This is a genomic window from Paenibacillus cellulosilyticus (assembly GCF_003182255.1).
Lineage (GTDB): Bacteria > Bacillota > Bacilli > Paenibacillales > Paenibacillaceae > Paenibacillus_T > Paenibacillus_T cellulosilyticus.
Map to the genome: position 1 here is coordinate 330,421 of NZ_QGTQ01000002.1, position 14,578 is coordinate 344,998.

The window sequence follows — 14,578 nt, forward strand, 5'->3', positions numbered from 1 at the left end:
GTCACCCCCTTCCTCCCTGTGCCAAAATCGCTCTCGCATCGTCCAGCGCATCCATAATCGATTGCGCCAGCGGTATGCGTGCCTGCCAGCCAAGCGCGTAAATGCCGCTCAGATCGACCGGATCAGGCGACGGCGCCGCCGAATCGCCAATCTCGAACGCCAGCTTGCTGTGCGCAAGCGTCGTGAATTGAACGGACAGCTGCTCCAGCGTCACGAACTGGCCGGAAGCAACCGGATAGACTAACCCGCTTACGCCGCTTCGCAGCAGCGCCTCATATGCCGCCATCGCATCGCGCACATCAAGGAAGTCGCGCCGCTCATCGCGCGACGACAGGCGGAACGGTGCAACCGTTTCGCCTGCAGCTTCCGCTGCCTCTGACTGCGCCGTATAACGCGCCAACAGCGCGCACAATCCTTGCGATCGGCCGGGGCCGATCAGGTTGGATGGCTCAGCAACGATGACATCCATACCATACAAGGAAGACCAGCTTTGGGAGACAAGCACCTGAATCGTTTTGCTAAGGCTGTAAGGATGAGGAGGCGCAGGAGGTGAATTACGATCTTCAGATGGTCGAAACCGCAGCATCGAACCGGCAACGAGCACGCGGCACGGACGGTCTGCGGCCCTTACTGCTTCGAGCAAGTGGACCGTTCCCATCGCGTTCGTCATCAGATAGGCTGCCGGGTTCAGCCAGGAGCCTCCAGCTGCATTCAATCCAGCCAGGTGAATAACGGCATCCGGTCTTGTCTGTGCAACGACGCGCCGCGCATCATCCCAATCCGTCCAGTCGCAGGCGATGACTTCATATCCGCGTTCATTGCTCGACGAAGCAGCCCCGCGGTCCTTGCGGCGAGAAACAGCAGCTATAACCTCCCATCCTCTTTGCAGAAAATAGGCCACCGCATGCTCGCCGCAAAACCCGCCCGCTCCTGTCACCAGTACGCGCATGCCGTTCATGTCGATCGCATCCAGGCCGCCAATTCACTCAGCATCTGCCGGTAAAACGGTGCTTCATAGCTCCAATCGACTCGCGTCGGCTGCAGCGTCCGATCAATGACAGGCTCTTCCGTTGGTGTAATGACCGCTTCATAATGGCCAAAGGCCGCTTGGAACAGCTGCAGCAGCTCCAGCTTGCTGACCACCTCTGGCGCCGCAAGATGCACAAGTCCGCCAATCTGAGGGTGCCGGAGCGCATAGTGAACCGCCTTCGCCAGCTCTAAGGTTGTAACACCGTTCCAATACACGCGGGAATAGCCTCGAACCGTCCCCGTCTGCAGCAGAAACCATTGCAGCAGACCGATTCCGCTCGGATTGTCGTCAGGACCGATGATGGAGGTGCGGATCGTCAGATGCCGCGGATCCGTCACCTCGCCAATCGCCTTCGTCCGGCCATACACCGACGGATTATCAGGCGTATCCTGCTCGGTATACAGGCCGGCTCTACCCGAGAATACGCAGTCGCTGCTAATGTGGATGAGACGCGCTCCGACCGTATCCGCAGCATGGCGCAGCCAATGCGGGAGCAGCGCGTTCACGCGATAGGCAGCAAGCGGATGCTGCTCCGCGTCCGCATTGAGAACGCCTACTGCATTCACGATGACAGCAGGGCGATGCGCAGTCACGACAGCCAGTACCTGCTCAAAGTCCGATGCATCAAGCGTGATGCCGTCGTGATCCTCGGCTCTTCGCGTCGTATGCAGGACGGTTACGCCCTCTACCTTGCGAAAATACTGAACCAACACATGACCGGCCATTCCATTGCCGCCGATCACAAGCAGCTTCATGCGAGGAACCCCCCGCGCACCAGCAGCTGACGGATATGCTCCTTATCCATAATGTTCTGGCTGGAGCTGAAGCTGTCGAACTCGACTGGCGCATAAGAACTGTAATGCTCCTTCAGTCCAGGTACATCGAGCGGCGGCAGAATGACCAAATATTCGTCATCGTACACGACCGTGCTCTTGCTCTCGAATTCCGTCAGCAGAATCTCGTGAAGCTTCTCGCCCGGACGGGTGCCCGTTTCCACAATCTCCGCCTGCCGTCCCAGCGATTCCATCAGCACCTCAGCCAGATCGACGATGCGGCAGGTCGGCATGGTCATGACGAAAATCTCGCCGCCAATGCTCTCCTCCGACGCTTTGAACAGCAGCTTGATCGCATCCTGAAGCGTCAGGAAGAACCGCGTCATACGCAAATCTGTAATGCCAACCTGCCGCTTGGATTGAATCTGATGGATGAACAGGTGGACGACGCTGCCATTCGTGCCGAGCACGTTGCCGCCGCGTACGCATACGAATTTCGTCTCCGAACGGAGCAGATTCGCATATACGATCAGCTTCTCGCCAATCGCCTTCGTCATCCCGTAGAAGTTCGAAGGGTTCGCCGCCTTATCCGTCGAGATGTAGATCACGCGTTTGACGCGATTCGCGATCGCAGCCTCGATCACGTTCTGCGTGCCGATTACATTCGTCTTCAGCGCTTCGTAGGGCTGATCCTCGCACACAGGCACATGCTTGAGCGCTGCCAAGTGAAACACATAGTCCACCCGCTCGCAAGCCCGCATCAGCGCTTCTTTGTCACGAATATCACCAATATTGAACGTCAAACGAGAATCCTCGAAAAACCGGCTCATCGCCACTTGGCTCGATTCGTTTCTGGAATAGACAATGATTTGCTTCGGGTTTTGCGGCAGCAGCTGACGGATTAATTCGTACCCCCATGAACCGGTTCCACCCGTCACCAGAATACGCGAGTTGTTAAACATCCCATTTCCCTCCAAGCACATATTTCACCACAATGTCTGAAACATGGTCCGCTTTGTACCCTTCGGGCACAGACCAGTTCGCAGGCAAACTCATCATGACGGCAGCGGCGCCAGCGATATTTTCCGGCTTCAAGCCGCACACAACATTGCTGCCGCAATCGACCGTCTCCGGACGCTCCGTCGTATCGCGGATCGTCACGGTCGGCACGCCGAACAAGCAGCACTCCTCCTGCACAGTCCCGCTATCGGTAATGGCGAGCCGTGCATACTTCTCCAGCTTGACGAAGTCAAGGAAACCAAACGGCTCATATAGCTCGACAAGCGGATGCAGCGTATGCACAACGCCGCCTTCCAGCTTCGAGCGAGTCCGCGGATGGACGCTGCACACAATGCGAAGCTCCCACTTATCCGCTACCATGTTGAGGCCGTCGATGATCGACCGCAGACGTGCGGGATCATCGACGTTCTCAGCCCGATGCGCCGTCACGATCACATATTGGCCAGCGGTCAGCCCCAGCTGATCCATGATGCTGCTCGCTTCAATTCGCGGCATGTAATGGTTGAGCACCTCGTTGATCGGATTACCCGTCTGCACAATGCGCTCTGCCGGTGCGCCTTCCCGCAGCAGATTGCTTTTGCTATAGCTGGTATAGGGCATATTGATCGTCGACACCGCATCGATAATGCGTCGGTTTTTCTCCTCAGGCACCTTCAAGTCGTAACAGCGATTGCCCGCTTCCATATGAAGAACCGGAATCCCCATCCGCTCGGCTACAATGGCGCACAAAGCGCTGTTCGTATCGCCAAGCAGCAGCACGACATCCGGCTTCTCCTTCAGCAGCACCTGCTCGATCTCTCCGAAGATCGCCGATAGCTGCGAACCGAGCGTCTGCTTGCCCGAAGACAGCGTATAGTCCGGTGAACGAACTTCCATCTCTTCGAAAAAAATGCCGCTTAACGAAGGCGAGAAATTTTGTCCGGTGTGAACGAGAACATGCTTCTCCGCCAACTGATCCAGCTTCGCAATAATGAGACTCAATCGAATAATCTCAGGTCTTGTTCCTAGAATCGTCATGACACGCATGGACTTTCCTCCTGTCCCTTCGTTATTCAGCTTCGCCGTTTGCGTCGCACGCGCTTACGGCTGCTGCCGCTTCGTTTTCGTGCCGCTGCACGGCCTTTTGATTTGCGATTCCGACTTTTCCCGCCCTGCGTTCTGCTGCTCTGACGTCTCCTCCTGCTTCGAGAAAGCTGTCTCGCCATTGGCGGTGCTGGCGTCGGCAGCGCGATCGGCAGCTCCGAACGGCCAATCGGTTCGCCCTTCGGCAGCGCATCAATCGTGGCATCGTCAATCTCCATCACCTGATCAAGCGAATACCCCGCTTCGAGGACAGCCGCCTCGGAACGGAAAGGACGAAGCACGCCGCCTTCCAACAAGTAAATGACAGAGAGACTGCCGCGTACGAGATGCGGAACCGTCACGGTGCTTCTGCGCATCATATCGAGCAGCCGCAGCAGCTTAACTCGATAGGCCGTCAATCCGTATGCGATCTCGGCAGCATGCGCGTTCCGCTCGCCAATGGCGTACAGGTCAGTTGAGGTTAGCATCGCATCTACGCGCGCGATCAGCCCGCCAACATCACCAACCGGCACCGCATTCGTCGTATTGCCCGTAGCTGCCATAATCTCGGCGAGTCCGCCAGATGCGAAGGCAATAACAGGTTTCTTGAAGATTAGCCCTTCCAACGCCGTCAAGCCAAAGCCTTCTGCCGTTAGGCTGGGTACGATTAGCAGATCGAATGCCGGATAGATCGTCTCAATCTGATCCTCGAACTGGATCCAGCGGAACCGTTCCAGCAAGCCAGCCTGCCTAGCCATGTCGATGCCGGAGTCGAACAACGGCCGATCGACCGGATTGCCGACGACAAGAAACATCGCATTCGGGTGGCGTGCCGCGACGTCAACTGCCATTTTGATATAAGGGATAAAGCCTTTGTTCTCATAGATGGAAGAGGCGATGAAACCGATCAGCTTATGCTGATGCTTGATCGCAAGCCGGTTACGCCTGTTCTCTCGATTGGCGAGCCAGCTTGCAGGGTGGAGTGTGTCGATGTGCCAGGATGGCGGGAGCAGCATCATTCGGTGCGTCAGATGGGGGAAGAACATTTTGATCGGCTGCAGGGTCGATTCCGAGATGCCAACGATCCAATCGGAGTAACGCTCAATTAATGCGGCTGAGAGCGATGTATAGGGCGTTAACCGTATCGCTTCCATGAGCATCCATACGACCGGAATGCCAAGCTCCTTCGCAGCGATCGCAGGCATCGGGTGGACAGAGGTGTTCACGAGTACGGCATCGGGGCGCTGTTCAGCGAGCAGGTGTACGAGCGCGGCATAGTCCGAGCGGCTTCTGAACTCATGCAGCTCATCCATGAGATGCGACTGCCCCAGATAGAGCGGAACCGATATCGGAATCGGCTGAACTGTTATCGCAACACCTGCCTTTGCGGCGTGTACCGACAAATACCCGGTGTTCGGAACGACGAGCGTACAGTGGAAGTACGGAAGCAGCTCCTTGAGCATAAACAGCAGCAGCTTCTCCGCACCGGTAATATACGAATGGCTGCAAATATGAGAGAAAGCGAACAACCGAGGCTTGGAGCGCAAGCAAACCTCACCTCCTAAAGATTTTTGTTGCGGCTTCAGTCATCGACTTCGATGACTAAAGCAACAAAAAGCTAACTTCGTAAGCATGGACCGGTTTTGTTGCTGCTGCATTCATCGCATCGATGAATACAGCAACAAAACTACTTCGTAAGCATGGACCTTGATTTTGTCGCAACAAAACTAGCTTCTAACCTTATCAACCAGCCTGATAGGTATCCTGTCGCTATGAAATTCTGCCACTATCTATTACGTTATCTTACGTTTCTATAATATATTAACGAGACGTTCGAATCGGCACGACAGATGGACCTGCACCAAATGCACAAAAATCGGCGGCACGAACACCGCACTTAACGTGCAGCATTCGTCCGCCGAGCATACGCCCATCCCAGGTGAAACGGATAACGTCTCATCCGAACAGAATCGCCAGCATCGTCTCGAGCCGCTTCATGTACGTATGCTCGCGCAGCGTGCGATGCAAGCCCCGAAGCGCGATCAGCCTTCGTTCCTGTTCATGGGCAAGATAGTACTCAATCTTCTCGATCATTTCCTGCGGCGAAGAGTAGGTGACAATCTCAACGTCCGGCAAATAGTATAGCGGCAGATCCATCCGAATGTCCGTCAACTGAAGCGTTGCGCATGCGGATATTTCGAAGGTCCGCGGATTCGGAGAAACCGCCTCGATTGCTAGACTGTTATTGTTGAACGATTCATCGTCGTGCGCCCGGTGCATATTGATGACGATTCTGGCGCCGTTATAGTTGGCTGCTGTTTCATCTGCCTCCATCCAGCGGCTTGTAATTTTGGATGCCAGCTTTGGATAATCGCGCAGACGCTCCCACCAGATGCCGGTAATCCATGTATCCTTCGTCGCGAGATAATCTGTGATTTGATCGAAGAACAAGGCGCGCTTCCAGTAGGCGGAGCCTACGAAGCTTATTTCCTTCCTCGCGGTGCGCGGCGGATTGCTCGGACGGAATACGGCTGGATATACCCCTAGCGGCAGATGGTGCACATTCGGGCAGCCGAGCGCTTGATAGAAAGGCACGCACATCCGCTCCAGCGTGAACACATGGTCATAATGCGGCGCCAAATTCGACGTTATATCGGTGTAGTACGGATCGTCTGTGAACCAGACGACAACACGAATGCCTTCCCGCCGAATGGCATCCACTTCGGTCGTCTGAAATTCGAGCCCGTCCAGCACGATCACCACGTCTGGGCGAAGCCTTACAGCTATCTCTGCGACGGGCTGCTTCGCATTCGCGATGCTTACGCGTACAGCTAGTAACCGCAATGTCTCTGCGATGGCCTCATCGAGCGGCGAATAGGGGAAACCCTTCCCCGTTGCAACGAACAGCACATGAATCGGACGCATCTGAGCAGACTGTGGAATGGATTGGATGAGCGCCTCGCATTGTCCATACCAGTAGCCATGCTCCCACCCTAAAGCATAAGCGGCTTCTCTTCCGTGCAATCTCGATCCCCCCCGTACCGTCCGATGCTTGTCATGGCGAATCGGAGCCACCAAAGATACCACCCTCTCTTTTAAACATTTGACTGCACCTGCGGCGTTACAATCTGTTGGAGTAGCCTAGAACTTGCATCAGCCGAGTCATTCTCGACAAGTAAGTATGCTCACGCATCGTCCGCATTAGACCACGGATGGCAATCAATCGGCGAGCTTCTTCATTGGCCAAATAGAATCGAATCTTATCCCCAAGCTCGACCGCATCGCCATAGGTCTCGACCTCCAGGCCAGGACGATAATACGTGCCAAGATCCTCGCGAATATCGGTCAGCTGCATCGTTCCGCAGGCTGCGATCTCATACGTTCGCGGGTTGATCGAGCGGCCCGGATATTGGTAGCTGTTGCGGTTATCCGATCCTGCTTCCGTCGTCCGGTGCATGTTAATGACAATTCTTGCTCCGTTGTAATAAGCGGCTGATTCCTCGATCGGCAGCCACCCATGACGAATGAACGGCTTCAGCAGTTGATATTGTTTCAAACGCTCCCACAAGCCGCCTGCAATGAACACCTTCAAGCCTGCAAGCTGCTGTGCGAGCGCATCAAACATCTGCACTCGATTCCAGAACCCTTGACCGATGAAGCATACGTCCGAGAAATAGTTCGAATCGACCCGCATTGGCTTGAATACCGCAGGATCTACGCCGAGCGGCATATATTGAACATCTTTGCAGCCGAGCAGCTGATACAGGGGGACCGTGCTGAGCTCATGCGTCAGAATCGTATCGTAATGGGGGGCAACTAGCACGGTATCGTCCGTAACATATGGATCATCTGCGAACCAGATCGCCGTTCGAATGCCGGCAGCTCGGATTCGGTCAATTTGCGCAAAGTGATCATCCGGGAATACATGCAGACCGTTCATGACGAGTACAAAGTCTGGACGTATGAGCAGCGCCTGCTCCGCCATTCTTGTCGGGTGCACAACATGCAGCTCCCGAACGGACTTGCGAAGCGCTTGAATGATCCCTTCGTCAATCGCTTGAAAGCCCTGCGGCACAAAGATCACCCGCAGGTTGTATAGGATTGGAGCAGGCGGATTAATAAGCTGCGATACAGCCTCACAGGCACCGTCACGCCAGCCGATTCGATATCCATCTGCAGCGCCCCGCTCATGCAGGGCTGCTGCTACAGCGGTTTGAGGCCGCTTCATCCAGCTCATACTGTTCACCTCTTCTCCACAATATGCTCTCCATGTCGATCGCACACGGGTATATGCGTACGGGCAGCAAAATTGGCTTATGACGGGTATCCGCCTGTCCGACATCAGGACACATGCAGCACAAATAGCCCGGTTTGCTCCGGAACGGATCGCATGATCCGCCGATGCTCGCCGGGCGTTATTCTAGACAACGCGCCATGAGGTTAGGGCTGACTTTCATACGCAAGCTGATGACCATCCTCGAATCCTTTTGCAAAGCCTCCATTATATCCTTCGTTATAGGCTGCATCATAGCCAAGATCGTTGGATGGATCCAGCACGGTCTGCGGAACGGTTGGCTTACGTGATTTGCGCCGCTTCGTGACCGACTTCTTCGACTTTCTCGCCGATGCCGACTTTCGCTTCGATGATGCGGCTGACTTCCGGCCTCTCTTCGATGTTCTCGAAGTCGAACGGGCTCGCCGCCTGCTGCTCTTCGCTGCCTTCACACTTGTTCCCCCTTGGTCTTCCGCCGCCTTGCTCCAGTTTGCTGGTTAATCCATGGTCCGGACGGGCGGCCCTGCCGCCGCTGCCCGAATCGAATGCCGACCACAGATTCAGTCAGCACCTGCTGCAACTGACTCAGCTGCGCGATGTTATCGCGCAGTGACTTCGCAATCGGATCCGTATGAACGGACACATCGGCAATCGATTCCAGAATACGGGCCAGCGCTCGCTGGCTGCGCGCAATCGAGCTGACTAACTCAAGCTTAACCTCGCGTTCTCGATCCGCTAACCGACTCACGGATGTCCCCCTGATCCGCCGATCATGCCGTTATCGTCACCCTCTAACCCGTGCTCTAGTGCGACTCGCATAACCGCATTCATGCCTCTGCCTATTTTGGTCAACCCGTCGATGACCTCCACGATCTGATCGTGCATGCGCAGCGATTCTTTCAATTGCTGCTGCTGCTCATAGTAGGAATCCGACGAGACGTGGTTTAATATCCAGTTCCTTACTTTCTCCGCTTCTACCGCTTTGGCTTCCAATATCATTGAAATGTCCCATTGCAGCTTGGCGGCAGTATCCAGCATACGCTGAAAGGCCTGCTCGCGTCCTGCCATATCGTTGCCGCCTCCCATGGTGCATCATCTTTACTCTTCGTCTTCCATCTCCATAATGACGTGGTACATGTGCTCCGCCATCATTTCCTGCAGCTCCGCTACACTGAACAAATAAGCGATGACGCTCTTCGTCACCCCGCTGGCTTGATCGAGCAGCCCTGCGAAACCACCGAACTCAGGGTCCTCGTCCGGCAATGCGTGAACCATTTGCGCCATACGAACGGCAACATGCCGCTGTGCTTCCAGCACACGGGCGACCTGCCTTGTCGTATGGGATACATGCTCAATAAGCGCGTCTACGGAATCGCCCACAACGCCGCCCCTTTCTCCATTGCCCTGCTGTTTGTAGCATATGCGGCGCTAGCCGTACGGTGACTGGGCGAGATGCTACAACGATTGGTGCAGCACGACCGGTGCAATAATCGGCAGTCCGTCTGGCAAACTGCTTAGCTCAGCATCGCTCATTCGATGCGTATACCTGCGATCCAGCCCCCAGCGTTCCGCTGCATCCTGCGTTGTAATGCGCCGTTTCTTTCCAGCCTCCACGATATACCGCGTGCCATCTGTGCTTGTCGTCACCACGCTGTCTACTGGCCGTGTAATAGCAGCGACAACCAACGGATCATCCGCTCCGATCGGCTCTCCAATCGGGTATCTGCACATATCCACCTGCGACAGTCGAACAACCGGCAGCATTGTTGGCCCCATAAGCGGACGCCGCTGCCCGTCAGCGAGCCAATATACCGTTTCACCGACACCTTTCACCGACACATGCTGCGGATAAAAATCAATCATCCCGTTCAATAGCGGCGGCGTACCTGCCAGCTCCTCCTGCAGTCTCCGCCATTCGTTGACTTGATGCACAAGCTCGTGCGGATTGCCCCATTTGTTAATATAGAAGCGCATATTACGTTCGTTAATGCCTTCGAACTGCTGACCGGTCGCCTTCATGCTGACGCTCCCGAAGTGGTGGATGAATGAATCCTTCGCAATAACGAGTGAATACCCGTGTAGGCGGACCCGAATGTTAAAATCGTCATCCTCGAAGTTGCCTATCTCAAATCCTTCGTCAAGATACCCAACCTTCTCCAGCAGCTCTCGTCGGAACAATAGACAGAAACCTACAAGCCGATCCGTCCTTACCCATCTGGCCGGGTTCGACTCGTTATTGCGGCGCGCGAATTCGTACATATCCATAACATCCGTGTATGGAACGTCAATCTGCTGGTCGCCGCTAATATAGTTCGTGACTGGACCGACCATCCCAATCTTAGCCTCGCTGTTCAGACAAGCAAGCAGATTATCAAGCCAGTTGTCTGTTACGAGTACATCGTTGTTCAGGAGCATCAGCGTCGTACCCTTCGCCATCATCAATCCCATATTGACGGCGCCCGCAAATCCATGGTTGTCCTCCAATATCCGGTATCGGACCTGCGTGCTAATTTCCTTCAAATACGCTGCTGTTTCATCCGTCGAGCCATTGTCGATAATAATAATTTCGTACGGAAGGTCGGTATGCTCCCCGATACTCTCCACACAAGCCTTCAAATATTTCGCTTGATTATAAGTCGGAATAATGATGCTCGTGCCATCAAATAACGTCTCAAAGCTTTCCATTCCGGCGCGCTTTCCGTCCTCGTATCCTGCACTGTACCCTAACTCTTGCCGCGATGGTTGTGTTACGGAAGAACGCCCCGCAGCTTTTGGCGCGGTACGCCGCGAGGAGCGGCGCCGGGAGCCTCGAAGCTGCCGCGTTGTGCTTCTCATGCTCTTCATCCTCTTTCTGAGCGAAAGTTAAAGCGCGTGTTCACAAAGTTTGGTTTTCTGCACTAAATCGTTAGCTCCCCCTTAATGATTCCATCAGCAAGATGTCCGAAATCGAGCGCCGCCTTGCCGAGCTCAACAGCGATCCGCGAGGCAATCACAACGGCAGGTATACCAGCAGCCACAAGAGCAAGATCGAATTCAGCGCTGCCAGTCTCCATTACAACGCGATCAACGTCCGCCATCCCGCGCACGGGGGCGATGACTCCTGTTACTCGATAGCCCCGGGCGAGCAGCAGCTCCGCCAATGCAGGTGATGCATTGCCGATCAACAGCAAACTTTTCCCCTGCAGCAGACGCTGAAGCAGTCCCTCCTGGTACAGGGCATAATTGATCGTCGAAGTCGTAAGACGCATCGAGCGAATATCAAGATGATGGCCCCTTAGCACAGGATAAAGCAGCGGTTGAAACTGCTTGCGCCGCGATAATGGCACCCCAACGATCGTTGCTTGCCGAACCGCATTCGCTAGTAAATTTCGTGAAGCGATGTCCGGAGGCGTCACGCCTGCATAAGGTAGAAAGGTCGCTTGTGCAGCTGTCTGCTCTGCCGGCATTACAATGTCCTGCGCCAGCGCCATCAGCTCGCCGTCTCCTAGACGAACGATCGAATAAGGAGTGCGATCACGAATCGCATTCTCCAGTTCCGTATATACCTCGGTTGTATTCGTCAGCCTGATCCCGAGCGGCAGCAGCCGTTCGACTCCTGCTGCAATGACATCCTGCAAGCTAAAGTCCGGCAAAATAACACCATAAGGAATTGCCTTCTCATACAGTTCTTCGCCCGCAGCGAATATCTCATCCTCCCGCGCCTGCTCTTCCGCCTGCGCCATTCGGCGATCCTGCAGCTGCTCAGACAGCGGAATTACAGGCGGGGCCACCATAGAAGGAAGCTGCTGCTGCTCCGGATTGAACGTACCTGGCATCTCAGCTAACAGCTTCTCCCGATTTAACATCCGCCTGCCGTAAGCGCGCCTTCTCTGTCCTTGCAGTGACCGCTTGCGATTATGGGTACCTGTCCATAATGAGCCGCGGCGAGACTTGCGCCTAATGACACCAACCCCCGTTCGGGCTGGCGTCCGACGGACGGGAAGTACGCTTGGTCGAGCCGTTTTGCGGGGGGCGAGGGCCGTTTTCGTGTGCCTCGGAACCATTGTCTTCCCTCGCTCTCCTTATTCAGCATCCGATGGGCGAGCCATCATACGAATCGCTGCTTCATGAAGCGACTCGAACGTACCCGCGTCCGTCCACCAGCCGTTAAGTACCATGTAGGTCAGCTTGCCTGAACGGGCATACGCATTGTTCAGATCTGTAATTTCCAACTCGCCGCGTTCCGAAGGCGTCAGGCCCGCAATTAAATCGAAGGCGGACGAATCGTAGAAGTAAATACCCGTTACGCTATAGCTGGTATCCGGCGTTTCCGGCTTCTCCGTAATGCGTATGATCGTCTGCTCGCTTGCGTCGAATGTTGGTACACCGTAGCGCCGAGGATCCGGCACATGCTTGAGCAGCACCATCGCTCCGCTTTCTTGCAGCTCAAACTGATTGGCGAAGCGCTCAAGCGAGTCCTCGAACAGATTGTCGCCTAGCAGCATGACGAATCGTTCATCCGCTCCAATGAATGGCTTCGCCAGATCCAGCGCCTGCGCAATGCCGCCTGCTTCTTCTTGTATCCGATACGTAATCGAGACGCCGAACTCCACACCGCTGCCAAGATACGCAATGAACAGTCCGGCCGTCGCACGGCCTGTAATAAGCAAAATGTCGGTAATGCCAGCCTCTTTCATTTTGTCAATCGCATAATGAATCATCGGATAACGGCCAACGGGCAGCATATGTTTATTAAACAATTGCGACAACGGCCGAAGACGTGTTCCGGTCCCGCCGGCCAATATGACAGCTTTCACTTACGATCTCCCTCCTGCGTGAACGGGCATAGGTGCCCGTCCGTCATGTGCCGATAAAAACACTCGGATCGATTCCCCACTTATCGATGAACAACTGGCGGTTCCGCGCAAGCAGCTGTTTAACGGTATCCTCACCCTGCTGCCGGAAACTCGCACTGCCTTCGTGATAGATAAGCGCATCGCGGCACATCATCAGTCCGTAGCCATTCATCCGAATGCGTAAGCAGTAATCGTCATCCTCGTAATGGCCAGGTGAGAATCGTTCGTCCAGTTCTCCAACCTTCTCATACACTTCACGTTTGAACAGCATGCACAATCCGACGATGCGAAGAACCCGTTCCCGCGCATTCGGATCCGAACGGTTCGTCTGCTCCGCAATTCGCATGAACTGCTCGATTCCATCGAACGAATACGTCACCTGCTGCTGGCCGCTTGCATAGTTCGTAACGGGTCCCGCCAATCCGATGCTTGGCTCCTGCGCCAGTCCAGCAGAGAGATTAAGCAGCCAGTTCGGCGTTACGACAATATCGTTGTTGAGCAGCATCAATTGCTCGCCTGATGCAATTCGGAGCCCCTTGTTACATGCCGATGGAAACCCAATGTTTCCTGTTACCGCGACGAATGTAATGCCGCTGCTTGCACACCATTCTGCCGTCCCGTCGCTTGATCCGTTATCGACGACGATAAGCTCATAAGGCGTCACTTGTTCGTCGGTATACGTACGAATCGATTGAATTAACCGCTGCAGCAGCGGCAAGCCGTTGTAGGTCGGTATAATAATGCTCGTCACTTTCGCACTCGTACTCATTAGAGCTGCCTCCGCATGACGACATGCCGCCTACGCCCGCTATCGTCGTTCGTTAATCGACTGCCCCCTGCATTCATCGCATATTTGAGCGCTTCGATATGGTCGCCGATAATGAGTCGAGAGACTTCATTGTCCTTGCCTACGTTGCTGTTCCGAACCCGATTCGTCTGCAGCACATTGACCGCAGCCGCTGTCCGTATGCGCAGCCCCGCTTCGATCACGGCAGCCTGCGCCTTCGGCGGTACAGCCAGCATCCCGCTTCCGATCCGCTCGATGGCACGCCGCGACATCGCATGCGGCACGCATGTCATCGAGTTCGCGCGCAGATCCGGACGGCCAAGCGACAAGTTGAGAAATGCCTTCATCTTTGTCACTTCATCCCAATCGCGGAACAACGGCAGAAACGGGGATATGTCGTTGAGCGCCACATCTGCCCCCTGCGCAATGGCTGCAATAAAACGTTTGAGCCGGTCGGCACCAATCGGAATATCGCTGTCCACGAACAAGACAATGTCGGATTTCGTAAGCTTTGCGCCGATCGAACGTCCAACGTCATGCCCAAGCTTCTCCGCATAGTGCACCGCCGTCACCTGTGGAAAGGATCGGGCAATCGATAAACTGCTATCTGTGCAGCCATTAAGCACAACAACAATCTCTTCCAGCGGCAGTTTGCCGAGCTCCCGAAGGACGAGCGGCAGTGTCGCCTCCTCGTTCAGCACCGTAACGACGGCAGATACTCGGCAGTCGACTGGCAGCACTGCTGGAGTCTCCTCTGTCGAGACACGTTTTCCTCGTCGTCCCCTTGACATGCTGGCT

Annotated in this window: 16 protein-coding genes; all 16 read right to left on the reverse strand. The window is 55.1% G+C overall.

Annotation, left to right across the window (positions count from 1 at the left end; translation table 11 throughout):
• Window position 1: 1 nt before the first annotated feature.
• Window positions 2–958 (reverse strand): NAD-dependent epimerase/dehydratase family protein, encoded by a 957-nt coding sequence (locus DFQ01_RS04040; protein ID WP_110042594.1) that lies wholly within the window; start codon window positions 956–958, stop codon window positions 2–4.
• On the reverse strand, window positions 955–1,785 hold the full coding sequence (locus DFQ01_RS04045; protein ID WP_110042595.1) for a dTDP-4-dehydrorhamnose reductase family protein: 831 nt from the start codon (window positions 1,783–1,785) through the stop codon (window positions 955–957). The genes DFQ01_RS04040 and DFQ01_RS04045 overlap by 4 nt, the downstream gene beginning before the upstream one ends.
• Window positions 1,782–2,765: a polysaccharide biosynthesis protein gene (locus tag DFQ01_RS04050; RefSeq protein ID WP_110042596.1), complete on the reverse strand. Its 984-nt coding sequence runs from the start codon at window positions 2,763–2,765 to the stop codon at window positions 1,782–1,784. Before DFQ01_RS04050 ends, DFQ01_RS04045 begins: the two co-directional genes overlap by 4 nt.
• Entirely contained in the window at window positions 2,758–3,849 is a 1,092-nt protein-coding gene (wecB, locus tag DFQ01_RS04055) for a non-hydrolyzing UDP-N-acetylglucosamine 2-epimerase (protein ID WP_110042597.1), read from the reverse strand. Before wecB ends, DFQ01_RS04050 begins: the two co-directional genes overlap by 8 nt.
• A 26-nt stretch (window positions 3,850–3,875) precedes the next feature.
• The gene (locus tag DFQ01_RS04060; RefSeq protein WP_110042598.1) at window positions 3,876–5,432 is read right to left on the reverse strand and encodes a glycosyltransferase family 4 protein; all 1,557 of its coding nucleotides are present in this window, start codon (window positions 5,430–5,432) and stop codon (window positions 3,876–3,878) included.
• 409 nt (window positions 5,433–5,841) lie between these two features.
• Entirely contained in the window at window positions 5,842–6,960 is a 1,119-nt protein-coding gene (locus tag DFQ01_RS04065) for a CgeB family protein (protein ID WP_245946514.1), read from the reverse strand.
• A 46-nt stretch (window positions 6,961–7,006) separates the two neighbouring features.
• Window positions 7,007–8,122 carry a CgeB family protein gene (locus DFQ01_RS04070; RefSeq protein WP_110042599.1) on the reverse strand — a complete coding sequence of 372 codons (1,116 nt, stop codon included), beginning with the start codon at window positions 8,120–8,122 and terminating at the stop codon, window positions 7,007–7,009.
• 203 nt (window positions 8,123–8,325) lie between these two features.
• Window positions 8,326–8,610, reverse strand: a complete 285-nt coding sequence (locus DFQ01_RS04075; protein WP_110042600.1) for a hypothetical protein — start codon at window positions 8,608–8,610, stop codon at window positions 8,326–8,328.
• On the reverse strand, window positions 8,607–8,906 hold the full coding sequence (locus DFQ01_RS04080; RefSeq protein WP_110042601.1) for a hypothetical protein: 300 nt from the start codon (window positions 8,904–8,906) through the stop codon (window positions 8,607–8,609). Before DFQ01_RS04080 ends, DFQ01_RS04075 begins: the two co-directional genes overlap by 4 nt.
• The gene (locus DFQ01_RS04085) at window positions 8,903–9,226 is read right to left on the reverse strand and encodes an alpha-helical endospore appendage domain-containing protein (RefSeq protein ID WP_110042602.1); all 324 of its coding nucleotides are present in this window, start codon (window positions 9,224–9,226) and stop codon (window positions 8,903–8,905) included. Before DFQ01_RS04085 ends, DFQ01_RS04080 begins: the two co-directional genes overlap by 4 nt.
• Before the next feature lie 30 nt (window positions 9,227–9,256).
• Window positions 9,257–9,538: a nucleoside-diphosphate sugar epimerase gene (locus DFQ01_RS04090; protein WP_110042603.1), complete on the reverse strand. Its 282-nt coding sequence runs from the start codon at window positions 9,536–9,538 to the stop codon at window positions 9,257–9,259.
• Between the two features lie 75 nt (window positions 9,539–9,613).
• Window positions 9,614–10,993 carry a glycosyltransferase family 2 protein gene (locus DFQ01_RS04095; protein ID WP_245946515.1) on the reverse strand — a complete coding sequence of 460 codons (1,380 nt, stop codon included), beginning with the start codon at window positions 10,991–10,993 and terminating at the stop codon, window positions 9,614–9,616.
• Between the two features lie 62 nt (window positions 10,994–11,055).
• Window positions 11,056–12,201: a GT-D fold domain-containing protein gene (locus DFQ01_RS04100; protein ID WP_245946516.1), complete on the reverse strand. Its 1,146-nt coding sequence runs from the start codon at window positions 12,199–12,201 to the stop codon at window positions 11,056–11,058.
• 18 nt (window positions 12,202–12,219) lie between these two features.
• On the reverse strand, window positions 12,220–12,954 hold the full coding sequence (locus DFQ01_RS04105) for a sugar phosphate nucleotidyltransferase (RefSeq protein ID WP_110042605.1): 735 nt from the start codon (window positions 12,952–12,954) through the stop codon (window positions 12,220–12,222).
• Window positions 12,955–12,997: 43 nt separating this feature from the next.
• On the reverse strand, window positions 12,998–13,762 hold the full coding sequence (locus DFQ01_RS04110) for a glycosyltransferase family 2 protein (protein WP_110042606.1): 765 nt from the start codon (window positions 13,760–13,762) through the stop codon (window positions 12,998–13,000).
• Window positions 13,762–14,571: a glycosyltransferase family 2 protein gene (locus DFQ01_RS04115; RefSeq protein ID WP_245946517.1), complete on the reverse strand. Its 810-nt coding sequence runs from the start codon at window positions 14,569–14,571 to the stop codon at window positions 13,762–13,764. The genes DFQ01_RS04110 and DFQ01_RS04115 overlap by 1 nt, the downstream gene beginning before the upstream one ends.
• Window positions 14,572–14,578 lie beyond the last annotated feature (7 nt).